Genomic DNA, 26,390 nt, shown 5'->3' with positions numbered 1-26,390 from the left:
TCCCGCTCCGGTTCACCTATCTTGTCTGAAACGGCTCACCAGCAAGGATGCTTATGACTGCACGCTGCCTATTATTGGCCCTGTTAGCCTGCTCACCCGGCTCACAGGCCATCTCCTTTTTCGACCCCATGGACGGCCAATTCGACATGGGGGAGTATCTGGCCAACAACGCCTATGGCTTTCTGCCGGTGCCCATCCTGGTCACCGAGCCTGCGGTGGGCTACGGCGGCGGACTGGCGGGATTATTTCTGCATGAGTCTGAGGCACAAAAAGAGCAGCGCCGACAACTGGCCGAGACATCGGTGAAGGGGGGCGCGCAACTGCTCACCCCGGCACTGACCGTGGTGGGCGGCCTGGCTACCGACAACGACACCTGGATCACTTTTGCTGGCCATCGCCGCAGTTGGCAACAAGATGCCATCCGCTACACCCTGATGGGCGGTTATGGTGATGTGCATATGACGTTTTACGGTCCCAAGGACAGTGATAAGAACCGAGGAGTAACACTGGCGATGGAGGGACCGGGACTGGTGCAAAAACTGCAGTTCCGCGTGGGTGAGTCAGCACTGCTGCTGGGGCTGTCACAAAAGCTGTTTGCCGCCGACTTCACTCTCGACGTGGCACCGGGCCAGGTTGTCGGAGATTTCATCAACCTGTCCCCCACCGTTTCCTCGCTCGGCCTACTGGCTGAACTGGATACCAAGAACAGTTTTCTGTTCCCCACCGACGGTTATCAGTACACCGCCGAGTACCTGCTGTTTCGCCAAGCGCTGGGGGGCGATTATGACTTCGATGCCTTGACGCTAAGCGCCATTCACTATTGGCCCCTAGACAAACGCTGGACTCTGGGCTTCAAAGGCGTCTATAAATCCGTCACCACCGATGAGGTTCGTTTACCCGCGCCAGCATACCCGGACATCGATCTTAGGGGCATTGCCCGCAACCGCTATCAAGGCAACTACACCGCCGCCATTGAAACCCAGATGATGTGGGAGGTCACGCCTCGCTGGCTGACCTCGGCATTTGCGGGATTGGGCTCCGCCACGGCCAAGGGACAGGATCTGTTCCGTGAGGACAACGCCTTCGCCTATGGAGTGGGGTTTCGCTATTTGATTGCCCGTCGCTACGGCCTGCGTACCGGTATCGATGTGGCATTCAGTGAGTTTGATGACGCATTTTACTTTACCGTGGGCACCGGCTTCTGAGTTCTCAGCGCTTAATTTATCAAGATTTGCATGCCTTAGCTCCGGCTCCAATGCTTTGCTCTCTAATCAATTACCTTGGCATCACCCGCTAAACGAACATATTTTCGAGGCTATTTTTTCGACGCCACGCCCAATAAACACCCAAACAATCTAATTTAACTAGAGTTTTAGTACCCTCCTGTTAGGATGAGTCGCCCTGCGTGCCTTATCAGAAACCGAAATCCCAACATGAATTCGGCCAATTGGCTGAGCAACTGCTTTGAATTCAAATCATAATTAAGCCATCGTCAGGCACCCAGAGGCTCCTGAAGCAACCCGGGCTGAGGCCCAGAAGTGAGGATGAATGACCAAAGGCATCGATAAATACAGCATCGACAGTACCGACTACACCGTCGGTCAGGACAATGTCCAAAAATGGGGCTTTGATGTCCATAACCCAGTATTTGGCATCAGCGCTGGCCTGATTGTCCTGTTCCTGCTGGCGACCTTCATCAGTGACGCCGCCACCGCCAAGGCCGCGCTGGACGGAATCAAATGGAAGATCATCAATAACTTTGACGGCCTGTTCCTGTGGTCCGGCAATGTATTTGTGATTTTCTGTTTGGCTCTGATCGTGTCTCCATTCGGTCGAATCCGTCTGGGAGGCACCGACGCTAAAGCCGACTACTCTTTCCTGTCCTGGCTGGCCATGCTGTTTGCCGCCGGCATGGGGATCGGTCTGATGTTCTGGAGCGTGGCCGAACCGGTAGCCTACCTGACGGGCTGGTACGAAACCCCGCTGGGCGTCGAAGCCAACACGCCTGAAGCCGCACGACTGGCCTTAGGGGCCACCATGTTCCACTGGGGCCTGCACCCCTGGGCCATCTATGGTGTGGTGGCGCTGTCACTGGCGTTCTTTACCTATAACAAGGGCCTGCCACTGTCCATGCGGTCCATTTTCTATCCCATCCTCGGCGACCGAGCCTGGGGCTGGGCCGGTCACATCGTCGATATCCTGGCGGTATTAGCCACCCTGTTTGGTCTGGCCACCTCGTTGGGGCTGGGGGCGCAGCAAGCCGCCAGCGGCATTAACCACGTGTTTGGCACCGATGGCGGCATCGGCCTGCAGATCGCGGTGATCGTACTGGTTACCCTACTGGCCGTGGTATCGGTATACCGTGGCATTGATGGCGGCGTAAAAGTGATCAGTAACATCAATATGATCATCGCCTTCGTGCTATTGATTGCGGTGGCCCTGATCGGATTCGCGGTGACCTTTGGTACCGTGCCGACCACCCTGATGGCGTATCTGGAGAACCTGATTCCCCTGAGTAACCCTCACGGTCGCCCCGACGAAGCCTGGATGCACGGCTGGACGGTATTCTACTGGGCCTGGTGGATCTCCTGGTCACCTTTTGTCGGCATGTTTATCGCCCGGGTGTCCCGCGGCCGCACCGTGCGTGAATTCATTACTGCGGTACTGATTGTTCCGACCGTGGTCACCCTGTTGTGGATGTCCGTCTTTGGCGGCATGGCCATCGATCAGGTGATGAACGATGTGGGTATTCTGGGCAGTCAGGGACTGACCGAAGTGCCTCTGGCGATGTTCCAGATGTTTGAAGCCCTGCCATTCAGCACCCTGCTGTCGGTCATTGCCATTATCCTGGTGCTGGTGTTCTTCATCACCTCTTCCGATTCCGGCTCCCTGGTGATCGACAGCATCACCGCCGGTGGTAAGGTGGATGCGCCGGTACTGCAGCGCATCTTCTGGGCCGCAATGGAAGGCGCCATCGCCGCCGCCTTGTTATGGGTCGGTGGCACCGAATCCATTCAAGCGCTGCAGGCAGGGGCCATCTCCACCGCATTGCCATTTACCGTGGTGCTGCTGTTGATGTGTGTCAGCCTGATCCTGGGCATGCGCACCGAACGCCGTTAATCGCTGACTGAGCGTACCAATAAAAAAGGTTGGCCTGGGCCAACCTTTTTTTATTCAACGCCACAACTGACCAATGGCCAGATCGGGGCTAAAGTGGTGTGCCACCTGAGCCTGAAACAGCTCGGCGGTGGCAATGGCATCGGTCAGCGCATGGTGCGGCTGGTACACCGGCAGGCCATAACGGCTGCGGGAACTGCCGAGGCGAACCGATTCATTCTGTTCTCTGCCTAACAACCGGCGCCAGTTCCACTGCCGCTTGTTGTGCTGCAAGTCCCACTCGATCTGCAGGGTATCGACCATAGGAAAGACAATCCCCTCCCCCAGTCGGGTCATCAGTGCCTTATCCAGGAACTGGCGCTCGATATTGCGGTAGTGAACCACCACCACCTTTCCGGCCAACGCATCCAGCACCTGGTGCAGAATACGCCGTAAATCCGGAGCATCAGACAGGTCGGAGTGAGTAATGCCATGAATCACCACCGAATCCTCCTGCAGCGGACTGCGAGGGCTAACCAGCCAATGACAGGCCTGGCGACAATAGATCCGCTGCAGATCAAACGGCACCAGGCCGATGCTGATGATGCTGTCATTCTCCGCATCCAACCCGGTGGTTTCGAAATCCAACGCCACAAAAGGCACCTCGGAGAGCTGAGTGTCGGCCGCTACCAGTCCCGCTCGAAAATAGTTACGCAAACGACCATCACGGGCGGTCTTGGCCTGCTCGGCAAAGCGCGCCTCCCAATCCTGTGTCGGGGTCGCCTCGCTGGCACGTCCAAACAGACGTCGAATCATTACGACTCCTTACTTGAAGGTATTGGCTTGATAGCGGAACTTGAGGAAGTTCTGAGCATTACTCAAAATCTGAAACGCGTCCTTCAAGTTTCTTCGTTCAAACTCAGACATGTTTTCCGGCTCAATATTATTATCGGCCTCGGTCTCGGCCTGAATATCCAGAGCCTGGTGGCGGATACGTACCATAGAGATGTACTCCATGGCGTCTCGTAGATCCTCCGCCTTACCTTTCGGCAAAATGCCGGCGTCGATGATGTCGTCCAGACGCTCAAACGAATTTTGCGACCGTGACCCCACTGCCAGTGCATGCACACGAATCAAATCCGCCAACGGCGCAGTGCCCCGCCGCTTCAGGTTAATGGAGTTGTTATGGCGGCCGTCTTTCTCCATCACGAACCCCTTAAAGAAGCCCAGAGGCGGCGTACGATTCAGGGCGTTGCGGGCCAGGCACGCCAGAAAACGATTGTTTTTCCGCGCCCGGCGAACAATGAAGCCGTTAAGTTGTTCGGCCCACTTCACCTTGCCATAGACGCCATCCAGGTCGAAGAAGATGGAACTGTTAAGCAGCGCTTTGGGGTTGGGGTTGTCAATCCAGTCGGCAAAACACTCCTCCCACTCCTTCTGGGTCATACGCCAGTCGGGATTGGTCGCCATAATGTCACCCGTGCAGTAAGCGTAGCCACAGCGAGCCAGAGCATCACAGACAAAGGTGGCCAATTGCTCGAAGTAGGCGCTGTGTTTGTCCGCGTCGTAATCGTCATCAAGGATGATGGCATTGTCCTGATCGGTGACGATCAGCTGCTCGTCCCGGGCCATGGAACCCAGCGCCAGAAAACAGTAAGGCACAGGCGGAGGGCCCAGCAGTTCCTCAGCCAACTCCAGTATCCGCTGCTTAAAACTGCGGCCGATCACCGCCATGGCGCTGCCGACCATGTGGGAGTTGGCGTCCTCATTGACCATGCGCACGAAACAGTCCTTGACCTGCTCAGACACGGTCTCCAGCTCATCGACACTTTGCTGCTGAAAGATGCTGCTGACCAGAAGCAAGCTGTTTTGCGACTCGTAGCGAACGATGTCGGTCACGTCGATGATCCCCAGTGGAGTGTTGTTTTTCAGCACCGGCAGATGATGGACGTTGTAGCGCAGCATGTACAACATCGCCTCATACACGTAGGCGTTGCTGTCCAGGGAGATGATGTCACTGCTCATCACCTCTGAGACCGGAACACTGGCTTGCAGCCCCTGGGCCAAGACCCGGTGGCACAGGTCTCGCTCGGTGATGATCCCAACCACACCACTCTCATCCTCGTCGGCCACGGTATCCGGATCAAACACCAGCAGCGACGACACGTTTTCATCGGCCATCTTGGCGGCGGCAGTCTGCACCGACTCCCCCATGAAGATCCAGGCAGGATCGCCGGTCAACAGCGTCTTGACCTTAGAGGTGGTCAAGTCATTGGCGTCCACCGTATTGGAGACGGTCTGCCGCAGGCGCGCCGCGTCCTCCACCTCGACAAAATCGGCGAAACTGTCGTGGGCTTCATACAGCTCGTGAAACAGGGCTTCGGGAATGCAGTACAGTAAGCCGTCTTCCAGCGCCGTTGCCGGAAAACGCACCTTGTTGTTGGTCATCAGCCCCAGTTGACCGAACAGCGCCCCTTCGGCCAGGCGGTTGTACAGTTCACCGTTACGACGGTACACCTCCACCACGCCGCTGCGCACCATATACAGATCGTGTATCGCATCACCGAACTGCACAATTTCCTGCTTTTCGCGCACGTAAGCGATCTCGGTCTGGCGGGCCACCTGGGCCACCACCTCTTCGGGCAGGGCATCAAAAGGGGGGTATTGGGATAGAAATCCCTGTATCTCAAATAGTTCAGCTTCCATGGCCTGCACTCAAGCGGGTTTTTATCAATCCTAATTGAAGTTGGAACATTCAACCAGTGCCCTCGAGGTTACGACACGGGGAACGGGATCCGACCGAGGTTGTTAAGGCGATAAAAATCAGGCAGGTTAACTGCATACCCCAGCAGAGGAGACAGGCCGTGAGCCACAGCGTAATTCAAAAAGGCATGGTTGCAGCCGGCATCATCAACATCGGTGGCGTACTGCTGTTTTCAAAAGGCTTCAGCAACGACGCCCTAACCCAGGCCGACCCGATGCTGTTTTCTTCCTTTGGCCTACTGTCCATCATGCTGTGGGGCGCAGCCTATCTGGCGGTTTCCGGCAGTTATCGGCAAGTGCCCTGGATCATGGCGGTATTTGCGCTGGAAAAACTGCTGTATACCCTGGCCTGGGGCCACTGGATGATCAACTACAGCCATGACCTGCCAGCCCTGTATCAGCAAGACTGGCTGGCCGGGACTTTCTTCAGCATCTATGGCCTCAATGATGCCCTGTTCATGCTGCTGTTCTTCTACGCCTTCATCAAGACGCGTCACTCCGACGTACGCCCCTCTCAGATCACCTGAGGATCGCAGCGCCCCGCTGAGCGGGGCGCGTGACATTACAGTGAGTAGAAGTAGTAGATTTGCGACTTCATGCGAATGATGATGCCGCGAATGACGTCCAGAAACGACATAAAGGCGATGGGCTTTTCACCACTGATCCAGGCCAGCCCCACCGAACCCACAGGCACGGTATAGCCCTCGGGCTCCTCAATCTTCAATCGTACAAAGTGGTGCTTGTTCTGCACATTGGCACCAGTGGTCTGGCGCACCGCCTCTTCACGACCGATGAGGTTCCCCTGAGATTCACCGGTCGCCTTCACGATGCCGGTCACTTCGGCCTTGAAGATGGTGCCCGGGTAGATGGCCGAAGCAAATTCCGCGGTCTGCCCCACCTTAATGTTGCGCATCGCCTGATGATTGATCCTCATCAACACGTACTTTTCATCGGTAAACATGTTGATGCGGGCCACCGCCCCCACGTACTGACCGGGGCGCAAAATGAAGTTGGTCATAAAGCCGTCATCCGGGGCATACACCTTGGTGGACTCCAGGTTCCAGCGATCCTGAGCCAGGGTCTGAATCGCTACATCCACATCCGCCTGGGCACTGGCCACCGACAACTGCGCCTGATCCACCGCCAGCAACGCTTTATCGGCACTGACTCTGGCTTTCGCCAGCTTCGCCTGCAACGCCACCTGCTGAGCCTGTGCGGCGGCCACTTTGTTGTGCTGCTCGTCCAGCAAACTCTCGGTCACCGACTGAGGTACCACCCGGTTCTGCTCGATGAAGCGGGTCAATTGCGCCTGTTTCCAGTTCAGATCTTCATCGGCAGCCTTGAGTTCATTGTCGATGATCTCTATGTCTTTGACCGCTTCCTGGTGTTGAGCCTGGCTGATGGCCACCTCTTCGCCAGCCATCTTCAGCGCCACTTGCTCGGACGCCAGATTGGCCTCGGAGCGCTCGACCGCAATTCGATAGGGTTCATCATCCAACTCGTAGATCAGCTGCCCCTGAGTAACGTAATCGTTCGGGGCCACATGCAAGGCTTTCACCTTGCCTTTAATCGCAGTGTTGCCGGGGCGGAGCTGCACATGGGGTGCCTGCACCACTGAACCACCGGACATGTCCATCGGGGTGTAGTTGAGCAAGCCCACCCAGACAAACAACAACCAACCGCTGCCGCCCAGGTAGGCAAAGCTCTTGGTGTAGGTATTCCAGGGCATGCCGATCATTCTCAGCAGGTAGATAAACAGTGCCCAAACCGCCAATCCCTCAAGCATGGTCGCCCTCCTTTAGCGGAGATTCACGCCAGATATCACGCACCCGACGCAGGGCACTTTCACCGTCGACAAATGCCAGAATGACCGCCAGGACCCACACCCAATGCCACACAAAGCCTATCCAGGTCAGTATGGTGATCAACCCAGTCTGATGATGTTTGCGATTATGGGCCTTACTGATAGGTAACTCGTGCAGCTTCCAGAACCCATACAGGGCCGCCGCAATACTGCCAACCAACACCACCGCCGCCACGACGTGCAAGGTGGTATCGGCGCCGGTTCCGACAAAAGGTGAACTCAATAAACTCATTGTGGTGCCAAACTCCCGAGTGTGTACTGTGCCCTGGCGCAACGCCGTTTCCCGCCGACTCAAGTCGAAGAAAACTGAGCAACACAGACAAAAAAGCGAAGAGGTTCAATCGGCCATGATCATGACCAATGATCTAACATGCGGAATACAAAGGTATTTTCGCCATCTCGAACCATCCTCTGTATCGATGGCAGACAATGTTACATTTTGTTACTGAACCAAGACTTAACTCAGGCGGGGAAATCATTAATGTCGGCTTAATGAACCGAAAGGTTGTCTGGTTCCGGCCATCCGCCAGTACGGCGGACGGCCGCGTTGCGGCTCAATCCAACTCAGACTCGGCCGCTTGGAGCTTGTCGGCATAGCCCTTGGGCGGTGGGGTCCAACTGCGCTCGGCTCGGGAGTGGCGCTCACTGCCCTCTTCCTGCATCGCTTCAACCAACAGCTCCTCCAGTTGCATAAACAGCTCACGATAATGAACACCGAAGCGATCCTCGTCGCTGGACTGCAACCAGGATTCGTACAACAGCTTATCGTGCTCACGATCCAGCTGTTCGTAGAATGCCCGCCGCTGCCGTACCCGGAATGGGTGCCCGCCCAGGGCAATCATCGCATCGGAGGCTAGAGTCAGCGCCGACTGCATGGTCTCCTTGATGACGTAATCCACGCCGACACTTCGCAGTGCATAGACATGGCCACGGTCATAACCGCGGGCAAACACTTTCACCTTAGGGTAGTGACGCTTCACGTACTCCACCAACTCAACCGATCGCTCCTTTTCATCCAGAGCCACCACCAGCATCGAGGCTTGTTCAATGCCGGCGGTATGCAGCAAGTCTGGCCGGGTGGCGTCGCCAAAGTAGCTCTTCACATTGACGCTTCGAAGAATTTCCACCTGAGCAGCGTTATGATCCAGCACCACGGTTTTGATGCCGTGGGCGATAAACATACGGTTGATGATCTGGCCAAAACGACCAATGCCAGCAATGATGACCGTCCCCGGCTCGTCGATTTCATCCGCCTCGCGATCGTTACTGCGCTTCTGATATCTGGGCAAAATCACCTTGTCATACAGGATAAACAATCCAGGCGTCAGGAACATCGACAGCGCCACCACCAGGGACAGCATCTGCCCTAAGGCTGGCGCAATCACGTGCTGCTGCTGGGTATAACCCAACAACACGAAACCAAACTCACCGGCCTGAGCCAGGCTTAAGGCAAACAGCCAGCGATCGCTGCCGCGAATCCGGAACACCAGCCCCAACAGGTACAACACCACCAGCTTTATCAGGATCACCGCCGCCGTCAGTGCCAATACGGTGCCTAACTGCTCCACCAGTACCGAAAAGTTGATGCCGGCACCGACAGTGATGAAAAACAGGCCCAGCAACAACCCCTTAAACGGTTCGATGTTGGACTCCAGTTCATGGCGAAATTCACTGTTGGCCAACACCACCCCGGCCAGGAAGGCCCCCAGAGCCGGCGACAGCCCCACCAGTCCCATCAGTGCCGCGATGCCAATCACCAACAGCAGAGCGGTGGCGGTAAAGATCTCGCGCAAACCGGAGTCGGCCACAAAGCGAAACAGCGGCCGACTGAAGTAGTGCCCGGCAGCCACCAGCCCAATGATGGTCGCCAGTACCACCAGCGCATAGGCCCAGCCGGGCAATCCGGCCACCAGAGACAGGTCATGATGCTCAACCGCCTGAGCCAGCCCTTGAGCCGCCTGCTGCAGTTCCGGCAGTGCCAGCAATGGGATGAAAGCCAGCATGGGAATGACGGCAATATCCTGAAACAGCAACACCGAAAAGGCCGAGCGGCCGCCGTCGGTTCGTCCCAAGCCTTTCTCGTTAAAGGTCTGCAACACAATGGCGGTGGAAGAGAGAGAGAAAATGAAGCCGATGGCCACAGCCGTCTGCCAGGCCAGTTGAAAATACAACCCCAGCGCCGTCATCGCCGCCGCCGTGAGGGCCACCTGCAGCCCGCCAAGTCCCAGCAGCCGGTGGCGCATCTCCCACAGCATTCGCGGTTCCAGCTCCAGCCCCACCACGAACAGCATCATTACCACCCCAAACTCGGCGAAATGCTGAATGGTGGCGGTCTCTTCGCCAACTAAACCCCAGAGGGGGCCGATCACCACCCCGGCAATCAGATAACCCAGTACCGACCCCAATCCCAACTTCTTAGCGATGGGCACCGCAATCACGGCGGCCAGCAAGTAGATAAATGCCTGCAAAAAATAGGCGGTCATGAACGCGGCTCCCCATCGTCAAAGCAAGAGTTACAGGTTTCCAGATCCAACAATGGCCGCCAATCAGTATCGTCTCTGACCAGGCTGGTGAGCAGCCGCTTCCAGCGCTCGATGTGCTGCCCAACCCGCAACTCCTCCACCGCGGTTCTGGCACCGAACAGCACCAACGGCGGCAGATATTGCATGCCAATCAGGCGCGCGGTCTGTTCCAGCGGCCGCAACAACTCCCGAATTGAAAAGTGATTGTAGCCCTGTTCCTGATAAGCGCTCTGAGCGCCTCCGGCGCTGACAACACACACCAATCGCTTACCATGCAGCGCGTCTCCGCCCTGGCCATAGGCAAAGCCATATTCCAGTACCAGGTCCTGCCACTCTTTGAGGATCGACGGAGTCGAGTACCAGAACAGCGGGAACAGAAACACCACCACATCGTGCTCTTTCAGCCGTTGCTGCTCTCGTTCAACATCGATGCGGTAATCCGGGTAGTCCCGGTACAGATCCACCAAGGTGACGCCATCAAGGCCATTGGCAGCCTGGAATAGCGGCGCATTGATCTCAGATCGGTGTGATGACGGATGGGCATAGAGAATCAAAACGGATTGTTGGTTTTGCATCAGTGCTTCCATGGCAGTGGGAATCAAACTCACACAAACGGTCGCCCTTCAGAGAGAGGCGGCGGCTTGCTCCCTATAACTATAATCGTGATATAAGAAGCATACCAATAACTTAGAATGAGGCGATCACAGTGAGCACAATAAGAAAAGCCTGCCACGCCGACTCGCCGCGCCTATGGCAGTTGCGCATCGATGCCATTCTCAGCGGCTGTCGCGGCCACTACCCGGAGTCGCTGCTCAAACGCTGGACTGAAGGCGAACTCACCACCGAGTTTGTGAATCACGTCCGCGATCATTTCTGGGTGATTGAACAGTCTCAGCGGATCATCGCCTCTGGCACCATCGACCTTGACTCCGGTAAGCTCGATGCCATCTTTGTCTGTCCTTCGGCCATGGGAACCGGCGCAGGCCGCAAAATGGTCACCCACCTGCAGCAGCTGGCTGTCGACGCGGGACTGGCTCAGATCAGCCTTGAAGCGACCCTCAATGCCGCGCCGTTTTATCGTCGGTTGGGATTTAAGGGCGAGACCACCAGCCTGTACCACAGCCCCCGGGGATTCAGCCTGGAGTGTATGGTCATGCACAAGCTCATAAGGAAAGCCGCGGGCACTTGCAGCCCGAGCATGAATGTACTCTAATGCCCTACCCGCATTTTCCAGCTCCAGATTATGACCCAGACTACCCGCGTTGATTTTCACAACTGGCACCCTCAACTCTCTAGCGCCCTGAAATACGTTGTCATCATGGCTCGTTACCAGCAACAGTGGCTGTTGGTGCGCCATCACCAACGTCAGACTCTGGAGATCCCCGGAGGTAAAATCGAGGCGGGCGAAACGCCCATCGAGGCCGCCCGGCGGGAGTTGTATGAAGAAACCGGCGCCACTGATTTCACCCTGGCGCCGATGGAGATCTACCGGGTGAATAGCGGCAACTCGGAGTCGAGTTTCGGGCTGCTGCTGACCGCAGAGATTCGCAGCTTGTCGTCGTTGCCCAAGGGCTCGGAGATTGCCGAGGTTCACCCGGTAACCCACCGCCCCGAGGACTGCGACATGACCTGGGCCGCCATTCAACCGGTGTTATTCGATCACGTCACTCGCCGGCAGCAACTGCTTGAACAGCTTGGGGCCTATCAGCACGTCATCTGGGACTGGAACGGCACTCTGGTGGACGATGCGCCGCTGGCCACCGACATTGTAAACCGCCTGATGGCCAGCCAGAACCTCGGCAGTATCAGCCTGGAACAGTATCGAAACGACTTCTGTCACCCGGTCATCGATTATTACCAGGGGTTAGGGTTCGATTTTAACCGTCTGCCTTTTGATCAGCTGTGTCAGCAGTTTGGGCAACAATACCGCGCCGGTCGAGACCAGCTGAAACTGCACAGAGGCAGCCGCTTTCTGTTGCGCTCCCTCAGTCGGAGTCATACCCAGTCGCTGCTGTCCGCCAGTGCTCAACACAGCCTGGAACAGTGCATCAGCCATCATCGCCTGGAGGGGCTGTTCGATTACCTCTACGGTCTGGATAACCACCATGCCGCCAGCAAGATCGATCGCGGGCGTGAACTGCTGCAGGTCAGTGGTATCGCTCCGGAACGGACGTTAATCATCGGCGATACCGATCATGACTGGGAGGTGGCCGACGCGCTGGGCACTCGACTCTGGCTCATTGCCGACGGTCATCAAAGTGAGGCCAAACTCAGCGCATTGCACGATACCGTCTTCAGCAATTGGCAACAGCTCAGCCCCGGTGCAGCGTGACCATTGCCGTTAGAATAACGCCAGGCGCAGATTCTCCACAATCAATATCAGGATCACAATCCAACTGAGCAGCGTGCCCCAAAAGCGGCCTAAATGATAGCCGCCATTGCCGCCGGTCAACCCCCAGGGATGAAGTATCCGGGCTACCAGCCAGATAAGGCCACAGCCGTGCAGTAGCCAGCCACTGGCACCATTGGACTCGGCCGCGATGAGCATCAACAACATCAGAGGCGCGTACTCCAACAGGTTGGCGTGGCTGCGGATCCGTATCTCCAGCGAGCGGTTGTCGCCGCAGCCGACGCCTATGCCGCAGGCACGGCGCATGGCCACCACTCGATAAGCCAGCACCATCATAATGGCGGCGGTGGCTGCGATATAAATTCCACTAATCATCAATGACATAAACTCTCTCCCTAAACCAATTACCCTATCACCATCACCGCGTACTGCCCAGCCTCTGCCGAAACATAAAAAAAGCGCCCAATGGCGCTTTTAAGGGGCATAAAACCGACTCAGTAGGACTCGGGTGAGTAATACGGCTTAAACAGGGTCAATTTAAACACACCGACCCCCAAGCGGAACATCAGCCACAGCCAGCTGAAAAACAGCAGGTGCCACGCCTCTAGGGCCCATACCAATAGCGCCCCTCCGCCAATGAGTAGCACCGAGACCTGAAACACGTTAATGACATTGGTGTAATGATCCTCGATAACGGTTTGGTAGGCTTCGGGCTTTTTCATCAAGGTCCAAACACCACCGCAGACCCAGAACAGGGCACACAATGACCAGAACCAGGGGCTGACCAACCCGAGAGGACTGATCAGCAGGCTGACGCACATCAGGATGTATGAAATTTGCGCATCGAGGCGCGCCATTTCGTTGCGCTGGGGAAATGGCAACAACCCAGGAACCGAATGGGTGTGGCGAGCTGACATCATACCTCCTTGTATAAACTGTCAGTGTTGCAACGGCATGGGTCGAAGATAGGCGGCATTGATTATCAAATCAACAGATAAAATCACGGTTTTACAATATCTTGAGAAACTAAAGTGAGGCTAAATCGCCAAGATTGTCGACCTAGAGCGAACGGGAATCCGAGCTATCGGCATGTCGATGAAAGTCGACGCCATTGATGTAGGCAGTGATCACCTGCTCCATCGCCTGCTCTTTGGGCCCAGCCAAAGGCATGCGAGTAACCGCCAAAGCCGCGTAGCAGAGGCCGTCTTTAGTCTGAATGCCGCGATCCACGATCTGCTGCAACAACTGCACTTTGTGGGCATCACTGATGCCTCGGTCGGCGGCAAGCAATGCCATGTTGAAATCGCCCTCCTGCAGCGCTGCACTCACCAGTTGCTGCAGTGCCTGGGCCTGCCGGTCGACCAGTTTATGAGCCAGGGCCGTCTGATACATGGCATACAGCCATTTCCGTTCACCGCTGTACTCGGGTTTATCCAGGCTGACATCGATGGGGTCGCGCCCCGCCATGACCAGGGCTTCCATCGCCTGTGCAGAGCCGCCAACGCTGCCTTGTTTGACCACCGTCGTTGCCCGCATCGCCGAGATGCCCAGCGCCATCACCGCCACTACGGCCAGCACATGATGTAGTTTCAAGCCAATTCCTTGTTGTTCATGCCACCGCGACCACTGCCGCCGGCTGTCATCTTCATCCCTGAAACTGATCGCCGAGCAACCCGCTAAAACATGCATTGCTAATTTAAGTCAGTCTACAAAGCCGTCGATGAGGATGCAAACGGCGAAACGAAATCGACCGCCTTTAGGGTATGAATGGCTTAAAGCTCTTCGAGGACAAAACGAGTCTGCCTATTGACAACGCTCTGCTTTGCGCAAAATTAAATCGCCCCGCTATCCCCGATTATCTCGAAACTCTGCCGGAGTCTTACCGACCCACTTTTTAAAATTTCGATAGAAGACCGAGGGCTCGGAGTAACCCAACTGCTCGGCGATGTCGCTGATGGGTAATTCGGATCCAAGCAGTAACTTGACCGCCCTTCCCCGACGTACCTTATCTTTCAACTCCAGAAACTGGTGCCCTTCTCGCTTCAGTCGCCGGCCAAGGGTGGCTACGCTGATATTAAAGTGACTGGCCACCATCTCCTGGCTCAGAGCTTCCAACTCCTGCTGGCCATCAATGAAGTCGCGTACCCGGGCACTGAGCGAGTCGTCTTTGCGGTAATGTGTCAGCAGTTGTTCCGGGCTGTTGGCCAAAAACGGTGACAAGGTGTCTGGGCTTTGCTGAATCGGCGCCTGCAGGTAACGCACCGGCATCACCAGTTCGGTGACCGGTGCATCAAAACGAACCGGCGCCTGTAACAGGGCTGACAAGTCGGTATCAAAGCTATGGCGGGAAAAAGAGAACTGAACCCGGCTGAGCAGCAGTGGCGAGTCAATCATCCAAGCAGACCAACGGTGCAGGATAATGCACAGGCTCAACAGCAAAAAACTGATGTTACTGTCATCCTGCCCGTTGACCATTCGTAACTGAAACCGAGCCTCTTCTCCCTGCTCCAGTAACTGCCACTGGTATTCATCGGACATCAGCCGAAAGTACTCGATCACCCGCAGCAGCGCCCGGCGCAGGTTGCGACAGCCAATGCTGGCATGACACATCATTCGAAAACTGCCCAGGCGCATCGGCTTACGTGCATAGCCGGAGGACTCATCATCCAGCCGCTGCCATAACTGCCTCAGCAGCGCCGCATAGTCACGGGCGTTCAACCCTCGGCCCTGCTGAAGCGCCTGCCAATCCAGTGCGTAATCCGCAAGTAAACGGTCGACATCCAGGCCTTGGCGCCTGGCGGCGGTGAGCGCACCAATGATAAAGGCGCTGTCGATCATCCCCTCCCTGGGGTATGCAGCGTGTCTGCTCTGGGTCATCTCCCTGCCCCGGTTATCCATACCCGCTAAGAGTATCACAACTCAATTGGGCCCAGGCAACTCCCCCTTCAACCAGGGCAATGGACACCCTAAGGCCTCAAGTCAGCAGTCCAAACACCGCCGCCAGTTTATCGGACGCTGACTGCTCCAGGCATTGATCCAGATTATCGACAAAAGAGGCGTTATGCTGCCGTTTCTTGGCGTAGGCGGAAAACAAGCCCACCACGATCTCTTGATCAATCTCACCACACTCAACGGCGATGCCCGCCAGATACGCCTCTATCACCAGCAGGTCCACCATAATCACCTGGAAGAACTGAATCGGTGAACGTTCAATTCCGAGAAGGAACTGATAATGGTACAGCTGATACAGCAGGAAATTGAGCAATACCTGTGGATGCTCGGTTAAAAATGGGCCGACTACCGACTTTGATTGTTCAAGCAGATTATCGAACGCTTCGGAAACCCGTAAAGCGTCCGAATCCCCTTTCAAGGACTGCTCGGAATCAAACAACGCCCCCGACTCCAACTCCAGCGCCTTTTCCATCTGGCGCATCAACGGCAGCTGAAACTGCATAAAACGTTTTTCTGAGGGTGTTAATCCCTTGAGGTTCTCTTTCTCTCGTCGAATCCCTGAAGTGAAATTCATCATTTGAGAGGAAAAGATGTTCCATTTATGCCCCTTCAGTTCCGGCAGTGTGGAAAACGACTTCCTCATCGAGCCATTCTCCGTAAGCCCTAGGTTTCTCTGTAAGATGGCCTCGACCTTCAGCGGATTCTCAAGATGAGCATCAATCTGATGATACGTGATCCCCAGAACAAACAATCGCTCGGGCAGACTCAATTGTTGATTGAGCAACACCTGAAAGCTGAAATCCCTCAACATATTGGCCCAATGAGGCAATATTCTCGCTGGAGTGCCACCCTTTTTATAATGGGACTTCAGAGATTCACTGCCTTCAACCAGGCTCAGCACCATGGCCTCGGGGTTAAACAAAATCTCTTCAGCCGCTGCGGGGCAGGACAGCGTCAGACTCAGTTCCAGTCGATCGCCGAAATACTGCGGCATTCGGGGGTATTGCTGGCAGGTGATCGACAAAGCCCTCTCACCCAGTCGCTTATGCACTTCGCACCAGCCCTGGTCATCCAGCATCGGACAGAGACCGCGATTATCCAGCTGGATATAGCCGTAATTGATGTCGTTGCTCTTCTCCGAAGGCATACGCTTAAAGTTCTCTTTTGAAAGCACTTTAATCACACTGTCAGAGGCTTTTCGGGTACCTTTAAAGGTCTTCTTATCCAGAGTGATGGTCCAGGAGTGGCAACAGTTTGAGGGGCACTGATCGCCGGTGCAGCGGAAATTACGAACAAAGGTGGGTTCAAAAATCTGGGGCGCGTGTTCTGTGGACATCGTCGACTCATTAGAAAAAAACGTATATCCAAAACGAATGCAATTTCTTTGCCAATCACCAGCCTAGTTTCCAGATCAAAAAAGCCGGGCATAAGCCCGGCTCTGGTTGGGATTGTTAATGCAAGGGTAATTAACCCAGCAGGCCCATCACCAGGTTAGTGTTCTGGTTAGCGCGGGACAGGATATTGGTACCAGACTGAACCAACAGCTGGTTCTTAGTCATTGCCGCACTTTCCGCAGCGAAGTCTGCGTCCATGATACGACCAGCAGCAGCAGTAGTGTTCTGGCTAACGTTGGCCAGGTTGTTGGAGGTATGCTCCAAACGGTTGATGTCGGCACCCAGGTCGGAACGGTGAGTACCCACGTTCTTGATCAGAGTATCGATTTCTGCCATTGCCAGTTTCGCATTGGCCTGGGTATCCAGATCTTTGGTCACTGCATCCTTAACCTTAACGGTACCAGTGTCCAGCTTGGTTTCCAGCTCTTCACCAGCACCAGCGCCAATCTGGAATTTCACACCGGTCTTCAGCGTGTCAAACAGCTTGTTACCTGCGTAAGTAGTGTCATCCTGAATACGAGCAATTTCAGTTTTCAGCTCACCGAATTCAGCGTTCAGAGCTTTCAGGTCGTCGGCAGAGTTCACGCCGTTGGACGCCTGAGTAGCCAGCTCTTTCATACGCATGGCGATGTCGTTCACTTCGTCCAGGGCACCGTCGGCAGTCTGCAGCATGGAGGTGGCATCGCCGATGTTACGCTGGGCAGTGTTCATGCCGGTCACGTTGGCGTTCAGACGGTTAGCAATCTGCAGGCCAGCCGCATCGTCGGCAGCAGAGTTGATGCGGAAACCGGTGGACAGACGCTCCATGGCAGTGTTAAGGCCATTGTTGCTCTGACCCACAGAGTTTTGAGCAACCAGGGATGGGAAGTTAGTTTGTACTGAAAGCATTGGGTTATCTCCGTGAGATGTGTTTTCTAAGTTCAATAATCAAAAGCGCCTGTATTTCAGGGATCTTTAAAATTTTTTTCCGCTTCCTGATAAAAAAACTCACTGCCATGGCCAGAGAATAAAAAAAGGTTCTTCGCAGATTAGCGGGAACTAGATACGAGAACGGCTGGAAAGGTTATTGTGTAGTCGCCAAACAAACCCAATAACCAACCAGCCGTTCTCGATGCCGAAGCTTACCTTGCCTGTCTCATTGTGGGAAGGGTTTTCCCCCACTCATACTGAGCTCCACCACGACACTCTTACCATCCATTTGACCCCTACGAACCCCGGTCGATGTCACTGTGGCCAGACAGTCACTCAGGTCCATGATGTTTCCTCGCGCACTGTCCAGGAGCGAGACATTCTTGGCTACCGCACCCTGCTATCGCTGCCGCTACGCCGACTTCGCTGCTCTGGTTGTGGAGTAACTACCGAGAGCCTCTCCTGGCTTGAACCCCATGCGCGGCAGACCAATCTGCTGATTCATTACATCGAGCACTTGCTTAAGCTGATGCCCATCAAGCACGTTAACGAGCTGACTGGTTTGCACTGGCACACCCTCAAGCGCCTGGATATGCGTCGCCTGACCCGAGAGGTGATAGAGCCTGACTGGAGCCAGGTGCGGCGGTTGGTCATGGACGAGTTTGCCCTGTTCAAGGGCCACCGCTACGCCACGGTCATCGCTGATGCCGATACCCATCAGGTGCTGTGGGTCGGCGAGGGCCGTAGTCGAGAAGCGATACGGCCGTTCTTCCTACAGTTGGGGGAGCACTGCCAGTACATCGAGGCGGTGGCCATGGATATGAATACCGCCTTCGACCTGGAGGTAGCGATGCACTGCCCAAACGCCGAAGTGGTCTATGACCTGTTCCATGTGGTGGCCAAGTATGGCCGGGAAGTGGTGGACCGGGTTCGGGTAGACCGAGCCAACGAGCTGAAGCAGGACAAACCGGCCAGAAGAAGGGTGAAGCGAGGTCGTTGGGTGTTGCTGAAGAATCGGGAGAACATGACCGGCAAGCAACATGCCTATCTGGAGGAGTTGCTAGCCGAGAACCGGTCGCTGATGGTGGTGTACCTGATGCGAGAGCAACTGAAGGAGTTGTGGTATGCCGACAGTCCCGATGTTGCTCTGAACCAGTGGCAGTTGTGGTGGCAGCAGGTCACCGAGAGCGGTATAGAGCCGCTAATCCGCTTCGCCAGGAAGCTCAAACCTTACCTCAAGGGCATCGTCGCCTCAGCCACTTATCGTCTGCATACCTGCAAGCTGGAGGGGATGAACAACAAGATAAAGGTCATCAAACGCATGGCCTACGGATACCGGGACAGCGACTACTTCTTCTTGAAGATACGAGCCGCTTTTCCCGGTAATGCGCGATGAACCTAAAAAAAGCCCCGCCAATGGCAGGGCCAAACCCGAACCGCTAAGGGTTACAACACGTACTTCAGGGAGAACATAAACCGACTCAGATCGGCGTCGCTGCCGTCGGTGCGTTCGTTCAGCGCGTACAGGTACTCTACGCCGACCGTGATCGGCTTCACCGGCGAATACAGCAGGTTGATGTTGCCGCTGTAGGAGGTTTCATTGACCGCCACCATGGGCGAGGTATCGTAATCCGCTTCCAATGCCGAGGCGGTAATGTTGGAACGCCACTTCTCATCCCACCAATGCTGGTAGGAGGCAAAACCGGAATAGGTGGTGATCGCTTCTACTTCGCCATTTCCCAGTACCGCGCCATTGACGAAGTTCAGTGCCATGTATCGGCCCGCCCCTTCGCCGTAGTTAGCCATGAATTTAATGGTATCCTTGCCGGAACCCACCGGAATCACCCCGGAGCCGCTCAGCGCCCAACCAAAGGTGCTTTCATCCATGTTGTCCTCTTCGTACTCCAACTCCCTCAGCAGCGCCGCCAGCATGAACTTGCTGTTTCCGGTTTTGAAGTTGTAGCGGGCAATCAGGTCCGGGATCAGATCCGAGCTGCTGGTCTTTCGAACGCCGGTGGTGTAATCGCTAAAGGTGCTACTGGGGTTTTCCAGAGCAAACTGCCAACCGCCGTTGGTGTAACGAATCTGCCCCTGGCGGGCGAAGGTGGTGCCTTCAGCGGCCCCAACAAAATCCAGCGCCTCGGGCAAAGCCCCCACATCTTGGAACGTGGTCCAGGTCTGTCCCACTAACCAGTTGTCGACACTGACAAACGCGTGCCTGAGCCGGGGTGAGTAACTATTGGACACCCGCTCATTGCCATCCGCATGGGTCAGAAAGTCCATCTCTACGAAGAATTTCAGCTTATGACCATCGAGGTCGTTAGTGGCGGCAAAGTTAAAACGGGTCTCCCTGGCATGGAAGTCGGTGACACTGGTGCCCCGAGCACTGTCACCATAAATGGCACCGGGTACATAGAACTGGCGCGAAATGTTGTTGTCATCCGGCGCCCCCTCGCTGTAGTTGCTCACCATCAGATCCGCCTTAACATAGCCACCAAAAGCAAACTCGGTGTCACTGAGGGATTGCAGGGATATGGCCGCCTGAGTGGCCGCAACGGGGGTCAGCAATGCCGCGACCGCCAGGGCCGTGCGATTAAGCAGTTTCATCATCATCTCCATGATTTTTTTGTAGTCCAACCCACTATCATCCATAGATAAACGGTTGAAAATTAGCCAAAGGTCGAAGATGATTCGACAACATTTTCCTGAAAGTTAAACTACGCCCTGATGACAATTGCCGTTTCAACCCCAACCTCAGGCCGCAACTCAGCCACCGTCGTCCGCCTTTCAGGCACAAAAAAGCCCCTGACGAGCAGGGGCTGTTTACAGTCTTTGGTTTCAGAGCCTAGTTGGCGCTGCCGTCCTGAGGCGCCATGGTAAAGCGCTTCATCCAGCCGAGGACATTGTCGTACCACTGCACCAGGTTGTCCTGATTCAGAATCCAGTGGTTTTCCTTTTCAAACACCAGCAGCTCCGACGGAATATTCTTACGCTGCAATACGGTAAAGGCCGCCAGTCCCTGCTCCAGGGGTACGCGGTAGTCTTTGGCACCATGGACCACCAACATCGGCGTACGCCAGTTGTTGATGTGGTTGACCGGATTGAACTTTTCGTAGTTGTCGGTGGCGTCCCAATAGCTACCGCCAAACTCATGCTCGGGGAACCACAGTTCTTCGGTCACCATCGAGAAGCTGCGCATGTCGAACAGGCCGGCATGGTTCACCAGGCATTTGAAGCCATCGGGCCAGTTTCCGGCAATCCAGTTCATCATGTAACCGCCGTAAGAGCCGCCGGCGGCGCAGGCGTTCTGGGTGTCCAGCCAGGGTTGCTGCTGCCCTACGGCAGCCAGGCCTTTCTGAAGATCTTCCAGTGGCTTACCGCCCCAATCCAGAGAGATGGAGTCGGTGAACGCCTGGCCGTAACCGGTCGACCCGTGGAAATCCACCATCACCACACCAAAACCGGCGGCAGCCCACAGCTGCGCATTCCAGCGGCTGTGCCAGCGGTTACCAAACGAACCCTGGGGGCCGCCATGAACCAGGAAGGCCACCGGGTATTTGCCACCCTTTTCGAAGTTCGCCGGTTTGATCCAGTAACCGTAGACGGTCTCGTTGTTCCAGCCTTTGAAGTTAAACTGTTGGAATTCACCCAGTCCCTGCTGGTTCAACAGGTCCTGATTCAAGTGAGTCAGTCGCGTCGGCTCACTGCCATTGAGACCCACCACATACAGATCGTTAGGTGACTTGAGGCTGTTGTGGGTATAGAACAGTTTGCCCCCCACCACTTTCACCAGGGCGTTGCTGCCCTCCTCCACCAGTGGCCGCTTATCGCCAAAGCGCACGTCCATGGCATAGATGGCCACCTGGCCCAGGTTCTGGGCGGTCACGTACAGGGTGTGGCTCTCCTCGGCAAACGCGATACCGGAGGCGCTGCGATCCCACAGCGGCGACACCTCTCGAGTTTCGCCACTGCGCAGATCTTTCAGCATCACCCGGAATCGATCGGCTTCAAAGCCCGGTTTGCTCATGGCCAGGTAGGCCAGATAACGGCCATCATCGGAAAACACCGGGTTGGCGTCCCAGGCCAGGTTAGACTCGGTCAGATTGACGGGCTCGCCGCCGGTGACCGGCACCTGCCACAGGTCATAGTTGGTCTGCCAGGCCTGATCGCGGCTGGGGGCCTTGGCACTGAACACCACATGCTTCCCGTCCGGAGTAAAGCTGACCTCCTCCATACCGGAGAAAGGCTTAGGCGGCATTTCGGTATCCAGGCCCGAGGTCACGTCCACCGGGGTAGACAGGCTCTCGCCCTCGATCTTGGCCACAAACAGATGATTGCGCAGTCCGTCGCCCCAGGTATCCCAGTGGCGTACCATCAGCTGATCGTAGTGGCGGCCCTTCTGTTTGTTCTTCTTTTGGGCATCCTGTTTGTCCTTACTGCAGGCCAGGGTGTCGCACTCCACATTGACCCGAATCTGCATCACCACCTGGCTGTTGTCGTTAGACAGCTTAAAGCCGTCCACGTCCAGAGGCAGGTTGGACAGCTGCACCGCTTCACCGCCGTCCAGAGCGATGGACCAGATTTGGCTGCTGCCGCTGCGACCACTGAGGAAAAACAGCCGTTTTCCATCTTTGGACACCACCAGGTTGTGTTCGGTGGATTTGTTGTTGGTCAGGCGACGCGGTTCGCCATCCAGAGTCTGCAAATACAGATCGGAACGGGCACCCTCGGCGGTCTTCTTCTTGACGCCATACACCACGGTGTTGCCATCCGGCAGCACCACGGTGGAGTGCAACTTACTCAGCCCGTTGAGTTGGTGGATATCAAATGGGGCCGTTGTCGGCGCCGCCACCACAGAGGCCGACAGCGCCAGCGCGCTGCTCAGCACAATACCGTGTTTCATTTTTGCTTTTCCCTTCGATGCGAAGTCCGGTCTATTGCCGGACTAAAAAGACGCCCACTGGGGTGGGCGTCATTGTTGTTATCCCTGCCTGGCAGGATTATTGACTCAATTTGGTGTCCATCTCTTCAATCTTGGCATGCCAGATGGCCGGCCCGGTCTGATGGACGTTATTGCCACTGGAATCCACGGCGACGGTGACCGGCATGTCTTTCACGTCAAACTCGTAGATCGCCTCCATACCCAGCTCTTCAAAGGCGACTACCCGCGACTGTTTAATGGCCTTCGCCACCAGGTACGCGGCACCGCCAACGGCCATCAGGTAAGTTGCCTTGTGCTTGGCGATGCTGTCGACGGTGGCCGGTCCACGCTCGGCTTTGCCGATCATGCCCATCAGGCCGGTCTGTTCCAGCATCAGATCGGTGAACTTGTCCATTCTGGTGGCCGTGGTCGGACCCGCCGGGCCCACCACTTCGTCGCCCACGGCATCCACCGGGCCTACGTAGTAGATAAAGCGGCCTTTGAAGTCGACCCCGTCCGGCAGCCCCTGGCCGGAATCCAGCAGATCCTTGATCCGTTTGTGGGCCGCGTCCCGGCCGGTGAGGATTTTGCCATTCAGCAACAGGGTGTCACCCGCTTTCCATTGCAGCATCTCCTCCTGGGTAATGCTGTCCAGGTTCACCCGTTTAACACTCTCACCCACCTCCCAGGTCACTTCCGGCCAGTCGGCCAGATCCGGTACCGGCAATTCCGCCGGGCCGCTGCCATCCAGAGTAAAGTGGACATGGCGGGTGGCGGCGCAGTTGGGAATCATCACCACAGGTTTTGAGGCGGCATGGGTCGGTGCCGACATGATCTTCACATCCAACACCGTGGTCAGCCCCCCAAGCCCCTGGGCACCAATACCCAGCTTGTTGGCTCGCTCGAAGATCTCCAGGCGCAACTTCTCTTCGGTGGTCTCGGCACCGCGAGCTTTCAGCTCGTGAATGTCGATGTGCTCCATCAACGACTCTTTGGCCATCACTCCGGCTTTCTCGGCGGTACCACCGATGCCGATGCCCAGAACCCCGGGAGGGCACCAGCCCGCGCCCATGGTGGGCAGAGTCTTCTCGACCCAGGCGGCAATGTCATCGGAAGGATTCAACATCACCATCTTGGATTTGTTCTCAGAGCCACCGCCTTTGGCAGCCACAAACACCTCGACGGTGTCACCGGCGACCATCTCTACGTGCACCACAGAGGGGGTGTTATCGCGGGTGTTTTTGCGCGCGCCTGCCGGATCGGCGACGATGGAGGCCCGCAGAGGGTTGTCGGCATTGGTATAGGCCTGACGCACGCCTTGGTCCACCATTTGTTGAACGGTCAGGTCGCTGTCCCACTGCACCTGCATGCCAATTTTGACAAAGCAGGTGACGATGCCGGTGTCCTGACACAGTGGCCGATGGCCCTGGGCGGACATGCGGGAGTTAATCAGAATCTGGGCAATGGCGTCCTTGGCTGCCGGGTTGGCTTCCCGCTCGTAGGCAGCGTTCATTGCGTCGACGAAATCTTTCGGATGGTAGTATGAGATGTACTGAAGAGCATCAGCCACGGAGCTGATGAAATCCTGCTTGCTGATCACGGCCATTAATCTACTCCACTGAGGCATCCAGCCCCATTTCACTATGCCTGTGTTTTTATTGTGGTTATCAAATCCGATTAATCATACCCCGAGGCAGCGGTAACGCGCCAGTGCTGTGCTCAGTCCGACAGCAAAACGGCAAAAAGCCATCCGACAACGGCAATGACCTGATGGCTTGCCGTTATACCGCGGCCGCCCGTGCCTCGGCGATGCCGCTGGCCAGTGTCGCCAGAGTGACCGGCTTGGTGAGAAACCCATCCATGCCGCAGTCCAGACAGCGCTGCTTGTCCTCGGTGGTGGCGTTGGCCGTCAGCGCCACTATCAGGGTGTCGCCTCCCCGGCCCAGACGAATCTGTCGGGTGGCGCGATAGCCGTCCATCACCGGCATCTGACAGTCCATCAGAATCAGGTCGAACGAGTGCTGCTGGCTGGCATCCACCGCCTGTTGACCATTAGCCGCAATCTGCAACTGCTCACAGCCCAGTTTTTTCAACATAATCTGCATCAGCTTCTGATTACTCAGGTTGTCTTCCGCCAGCAAAATCGACAGCCCCTTCAATGGCTGGGGGTTGGCGGCATCTTCGGTTTCAACACCACCACCAGGTACCGACTGCACCAGAGGTAGCGTCAGGGTCAGGGTAAAGCGGCTGCCTTTACCCACCTCAGACTGCACCTGCAACTCGCCGTCCATCAGCAGGCTAAGCCGCTTACAGATGGCCAGTCCCAGCCCGGTGCCTCCGAAACGCCGGGTTACCGAACCGTCCGCCTGGGTATAGGCATCGAAGATGTACGGCAGTTTATCACTGTCTATGCCGATGCCGGTGTCGGTCACCGCCAGTGCCAGGGTGCACAAAGCATCCTTTTGGCTGATAACCTCGGCCGACAACTGCACCTGGCCAGAGGGGGAAAACTTGATGGCATTACTGAGCAAGTTGCCAAGAATCTGTTCCATTCGGCCTTCATCCAGAGCCACGCACGGCGGCAGGTCGTCGGCCAGATCCAGCCCCAGCAACACCTTGTGCAATCGCGCCGTACCCTGGCAATGCGCATGTACCCGCTGCAGAAAATCCACCAACGCCGTTGGCTGAGGGTCCAGACTCAACTTTCCCGACTCCAGGCGGGAGAAATCCAGCACATCATTGACGATGTGCAACAGGCTCTGTGACGCGCCCTGCAACAGCAACAGTTGCTGTTGCCCCTCAGTATTTAAGCGACTGCGCTGAGCCCCCAGACACTCGACAAAACCGATAACCGCATTGAGCGGGGTCCGAATCTCATGGCTGGCATTGGCCAGAAAGTCACTCTTCGCCTGCAGTGAATGGCTGAGGCGGGTATTCAGATCTTCCGCCTGAATCTGCTTGTCGTGCAGGGCCTGATCCGACCGTTCCAGCACTCGAGCCAACTCCGCCAGTTCACTTTTCTGCATGCCTGTGCGAGGAAAACGCACCGCACCACTGCCCATGGCCGGCAACTGACTCACCAGCTCCGCCATGGGCCGACTGAGCCAGCGGTTAAGAATTCGGTAGATGGCCGCGAACGCCAGCAAGGAGAACAGCAAGGTCATCGATACCTGGCGGGCAACCTGCCATTGCAGATCCTCGGTATCCACCTCCATGGTGTAACTCAGCCAGGGCGAGGACTCGTACTCCAGTTGCTGACTGATGTACATGCACCCGTTGAGCAAGGGTGACAACCAATTCTGCTGCTGCGGACAGGCCACCGCCATCGGCTGACGGCGGTATTCGTAGCGACGCTCGCCATCCAGGCTGAACAGGGTCACCCCGTTCAGGTGCGGGAAATTTCGCAAGCGTCGATTAAACTCAATGCCAGCCTCGGCCTGATCCAGCATGACCACTTCGATCATGGTCGGCGCCACACTGCTGGCCACGCCGACAAACTGAGTTTCCAATGTCTGCCGATCCACCCGGTAGGTCCAGGCACTGCTGGCCAGCGCCAGCAGCACGAAACTCAGGAAGATCGCCGCGTTGAGCCTGACCGTCAGAGAGTTAAACATAAGGC

The 26,390-nt window shown here is 56.2% G+C and carries 22 protein-coding genes; 6 read left to right on the top strand and 16 right to left on the bottom strand.

Going from position 1 to position 26,390, the window contains the following annotated elements:
- Positions 1-53: 53 nt before the first annotated feature.
- Both J8Z22_RS08090 and J8Z22_RS08085 read left to right on the top strand, forming a co-directional pair.
- On the top strand, positions 54-1,205 hold the full coding sequence (locus tag J8Z22_RS08090; RefSeq protein WP_252009987.1) for a glyceraldehyde-3-phosphate dehydrogenase: 1,152 nt from the start codon (positions 54-56) through the stop codon (positions 1,203-1,205).
- A 343-nt stretch (positions 1,206-1,548) separates the two neighbouring features.
- Positions 1,549-3,120 (top strand): BCCT family transporter, encoded by a 1,572-nt coding sequence (locus tag J8Z22_RS08085; RefSeq protein ID WP_252009985.1) that lies wholly within the window; start codon positions 1,549-1,551, stop codon positions 3,118-3,120.
- Positions 3,121-3,174: 54 nt separating this feature from the next.
- Here the strand turns inward: J8Z22_RS08085 and J8Z22_RS08080 are convergent, their stop codons facing one another.
- Positions 3,175-3,912 carry a 3'-5' exonuclease gene (locus J8Z22_RS08080; RefSeq protein ID WP_028113490.1) on the bottom strand — a complete coding sequence of 246 codons (738 nt, stop codon included), beginning with the start codon at positions 3,910-3,912 and terminating at the stop codon, positions 3,175-3,177.
- A gap of 9 nt (positions 3,913-3,921) precedes the next feature.
- Positions 3,922-5,802, bottom strand: coding sequence for a DUF294 nucleotidyltransferase-like domain-containing protein (locus J8Z22_RS08075; protein ID WP_028113491.1), 1,881 nt, complete (start codon positions 5,800-5,802; stop codon positions 3,922-3,924).
- Positions 5,803-5,960: 158 nt separating this feature from the next.
- Between J8Z22_RS08075 and J8Z22_RS08070 the strand changes: the two genes are divergently transcribed.
- Complete coding sequence (locus J8Z22_RS08070; protein WP_028113492.1) at positions 5,961-6,386, top strand: hypothetical protein; 426 nt, start codon at positions 5,961-5,963, stop codon at positions 6,384-6,386.
- A gap of 35 nt (positions 6,387-6,421) precedes the next feature.
- Here J8Z22_RS08070 and J8Z22_RS08065 read toward each other — a convergent pair whose 3' ends face one another.
- The 4 genes from J8Z22_RS08065 to J8Z22_RS08050 form a co-directional block, all read right to left on the bottom strand.
- Positions 6,422-7,645: an HlyD family secretion protein gene (locus J8Z22_RS08065; protein WP_028113493.1), complete on the bottom strand. Its 1,224-nt coding sequence runs from the start codon at positions 7,643-7,645 to the stop codon at positions 6,422-6,424.
- Positions 7,638-7,955: an MFS transporter gene (locus J8Z22_RS08060; protein WP_028113494.1), complete on the bottom strand. Its 318-nt coding sequence runs from the start codon at positions 7,953-7,955 to the stop codon at positions 7,638-7,640. The genes J8Z22_RS08065 and J8Z22_RS08060 overlap by 8 nt, the downstream gene beginning before the upstream one ends.
- Before the next feature lie 322 nt (positions 7,956-8,277).
- Entirely contained in the window at positions 8,278-10,206 is a 1,929-nt protein-coding gene (locus J8Z22_RS08055) for a monovalent cation:proton antiporter-2 (CPA2) family protein (protein ID WP_252009983.1), read from the bottom strand.
- Positions 10,203-10,820, bottom strand: a complete 618-nt coding sequence (locus tag J8Z22_RS08050; RefSeq protein WP_051252721.1) for an NAD(P)H-dependent oxidoreductase — start codon at positions 10,818-10,820, stop codon at positions 10,203-10,205. Before J8Z22_RS08050 ends, J8Z22_RS08055 begins: the two co-directional genes overlap by 4 nt.
- Before the next feature lie 131 nt (positions 10,821-10,951).
- Here J8Z22_RS08050 and J8Z22_RS08045 point away from each other — a divergent pair, with 131 nt between their 5' ends.
- On the top strand, positions 10,952-11,458 hold the full coding sequence (locus J8Z22_RS08045; protein WP_252009982.1) for a GNAT family N-acetyltransferase: 507 nt from the start codon (positions 10,952-10,954) through the stop codon (positions 11,456-11,458).
- Positions 11,459-11,488: 30 nt separating this feature from the next.
- Positions 11,489-12,577 carry an HAD hydrolase-like protein gene (locus tag J8Z22_RS08035; RefSeq protein WP_305881815.1) on the top strand — a complete coding sequence of 363 codons (1,089 nt, stop codon included), beginning with the start codon at positions 11,489-11,491 and terminating at the stop codon, positions 12,575-12,577.
- 9 nt (positions 12,578-12,586) lie between these two features.
- Here the strand turns inward: J8Z22_RS08035 and J8Z22_RS08030 are convergent, their stop codons facing one another.
- The 6 genes from J8Z22_RS08030 to J8Z22_RS08005 all read right to left on the bottom strand — a co-directional run bounded on the left by J8Z22_RS08030 (position 12,587) and on the right by J8Z22_RS08005 (position 17,829).
- Entirely contained in the window at positions 12,587-12,979 is a 393-nt protein-coding gene (locus J8Z22_RS08030; RefSeq protein ID WP_028113496.1) for an MAPEG family protein, read from the bottom strand.
- A 110-nt stretch (positions 12,980-13,089) separates the two neighbouring features.
- Positions 13,090-13,515: a hypothetical protein gene (locus tag J8Z22_RS08025; protein ID WP_252009980.1), complete on the bottom strand. Its 426-nt coding sequence runs from the start codon at positions 13,513-13,515 to the stop codon at positions 13,090-13,092.
- A gap of 139 nt (positions 13,516-13,654) precedes the next feature.
- A complete protein-coding gene (locus J8Z22_RS08020) occupies positions 13,655-14,188 on the bottom strand; it encodes a hypothetical protein (RefSeq protein WP_028113498.1) in 534 nt (177 codons plus the stop codon).
- 252 nt (positions 14,189-14,440) lie between these two features.
- A complete protein-coding gene (locus tag J8Z22_RS08015; protein WP_252009978.1) occupies positions 14,441-15,472 on the bottom strand; it encodes an AraC family transcriptional regulator in 1,032 nt (343 codons plus the stop codon).
- 97 nt (positions 15,473-15,569) lie between these two features.
- Positions 15,570-16,883 carry a flagellin lysine-N-methylase gene (gene fliB / locus J8Z22_RS08010; RefSeq protein ID WP_252009976.1) on the bottom strand — a complete coding sequence of 438 codons (1,314 nt, stop codon included), beginning with the start codon at positions 16,881-16,883 and terminating at the stop codon, positions 15,570-15,572.
- Positions 16,884-17,013: 130 nt separating this feature from the next.
- On the bottom strand, positions 17,014-17,829 hold the full coding sequence (locus J8Z22_RS08005) for a flagellin (RefSeq protein WP_252009974.1): 816 nt from the start codon (positions 17,827-17,829) through the stop codon (positions 17,014-17,016).
- Between the two features lie 223 nt (positions 17,830-18,052).
- Here J8Z22_RS08005 and J8Z22_RS08000 point away from each other — a divergent pair, with 223 nt between their 5' ends.
- Positions 18,053-19,246, top strand: a complete 1,194-nt coding sequence (locus J8Z22_RS08000; RefSeq protein WP_252009972.1) for an ISL3 family transposase — start codon at positions 18,053-18,055, stop codon at positions 19,244-19,246.
- Positions 19,247-19,296: 50 nt separating this feature from the next.
- Here J8Z22_RS08000 and J8Z22_RS07995 read toward each other — a convergent pair whose 3' ends face one another.
- From J8Z22_RS07995 to J8Z22_RS07980, 4 genes are all read right to left on the bottom strand, one after another.
- Positions 19,297-20,457, bottom strand: a complete 1,161-nt coding sequence (locus tag J8Z22_RS07995) for a DcaP family trimeric outer membrane transporter (protein ID WP_371878129.1) — start codon at positions 20,455-20,457, stop codon at positions 19,297-19,299.
- Between the two features lie 238 nt (positions 20,458-20,695).
- Positions 20,696-22,753 carry a S9 family peptidase gene (locus J8Z22_RS07990; protein ID WP_252009968.1) on the bottom strand — a complete coding sequence of 686 codons (2,058 nt, stop codon included), beginning with the start codon at positions 22,751-22,753 and terminating at the stop codon, positions 20,696-20,698.
- A 97-nt stretch (positions 22,754-22,850) separates the two neighbouring features.
- Complete coding sequence (locus J8Z22_RS07985) at positions 22,851-24,377, bottom strand: fumarate hydratase (RefSeq protein ID WP_252009966.1); 1,527 nt, start codon at positions 24,375-24,377, stop codon at positions 22,851-22,853.
- 175 nt (positions 24,378-24,552) lie between these two features.
- Positions 24,553-26,385 carry an ATP-binding protein gene (locus J8Z22_RS07980; RefSeq protein ID WP_252009964.1) on the bottom strand — a complete coding sequence of 611 codons (1,833 nt, stop codon included), beginning with the start codon at positions 26,383-26,385 and terminating at the stop codon, positions 24,553-24,555.
- Positions 26,386-26,390 lie beyond the last annotated feature (5 nt).

It is taken from the genome of Ferrimonas sp. SCSIO 43195 (assembly GCF_023716685.1).
GTDB lineage: Bacteria > Pseudomonadota > Gammaproteobacteria > Enterobacterales > Shewanellaceae > Ferrimonas > Ferrimonas kyonanensis.
Note: the sequence above shows the minus strand (reverse complement) of the source record. Positions and strands in the feature narration are given on the sequence as shown.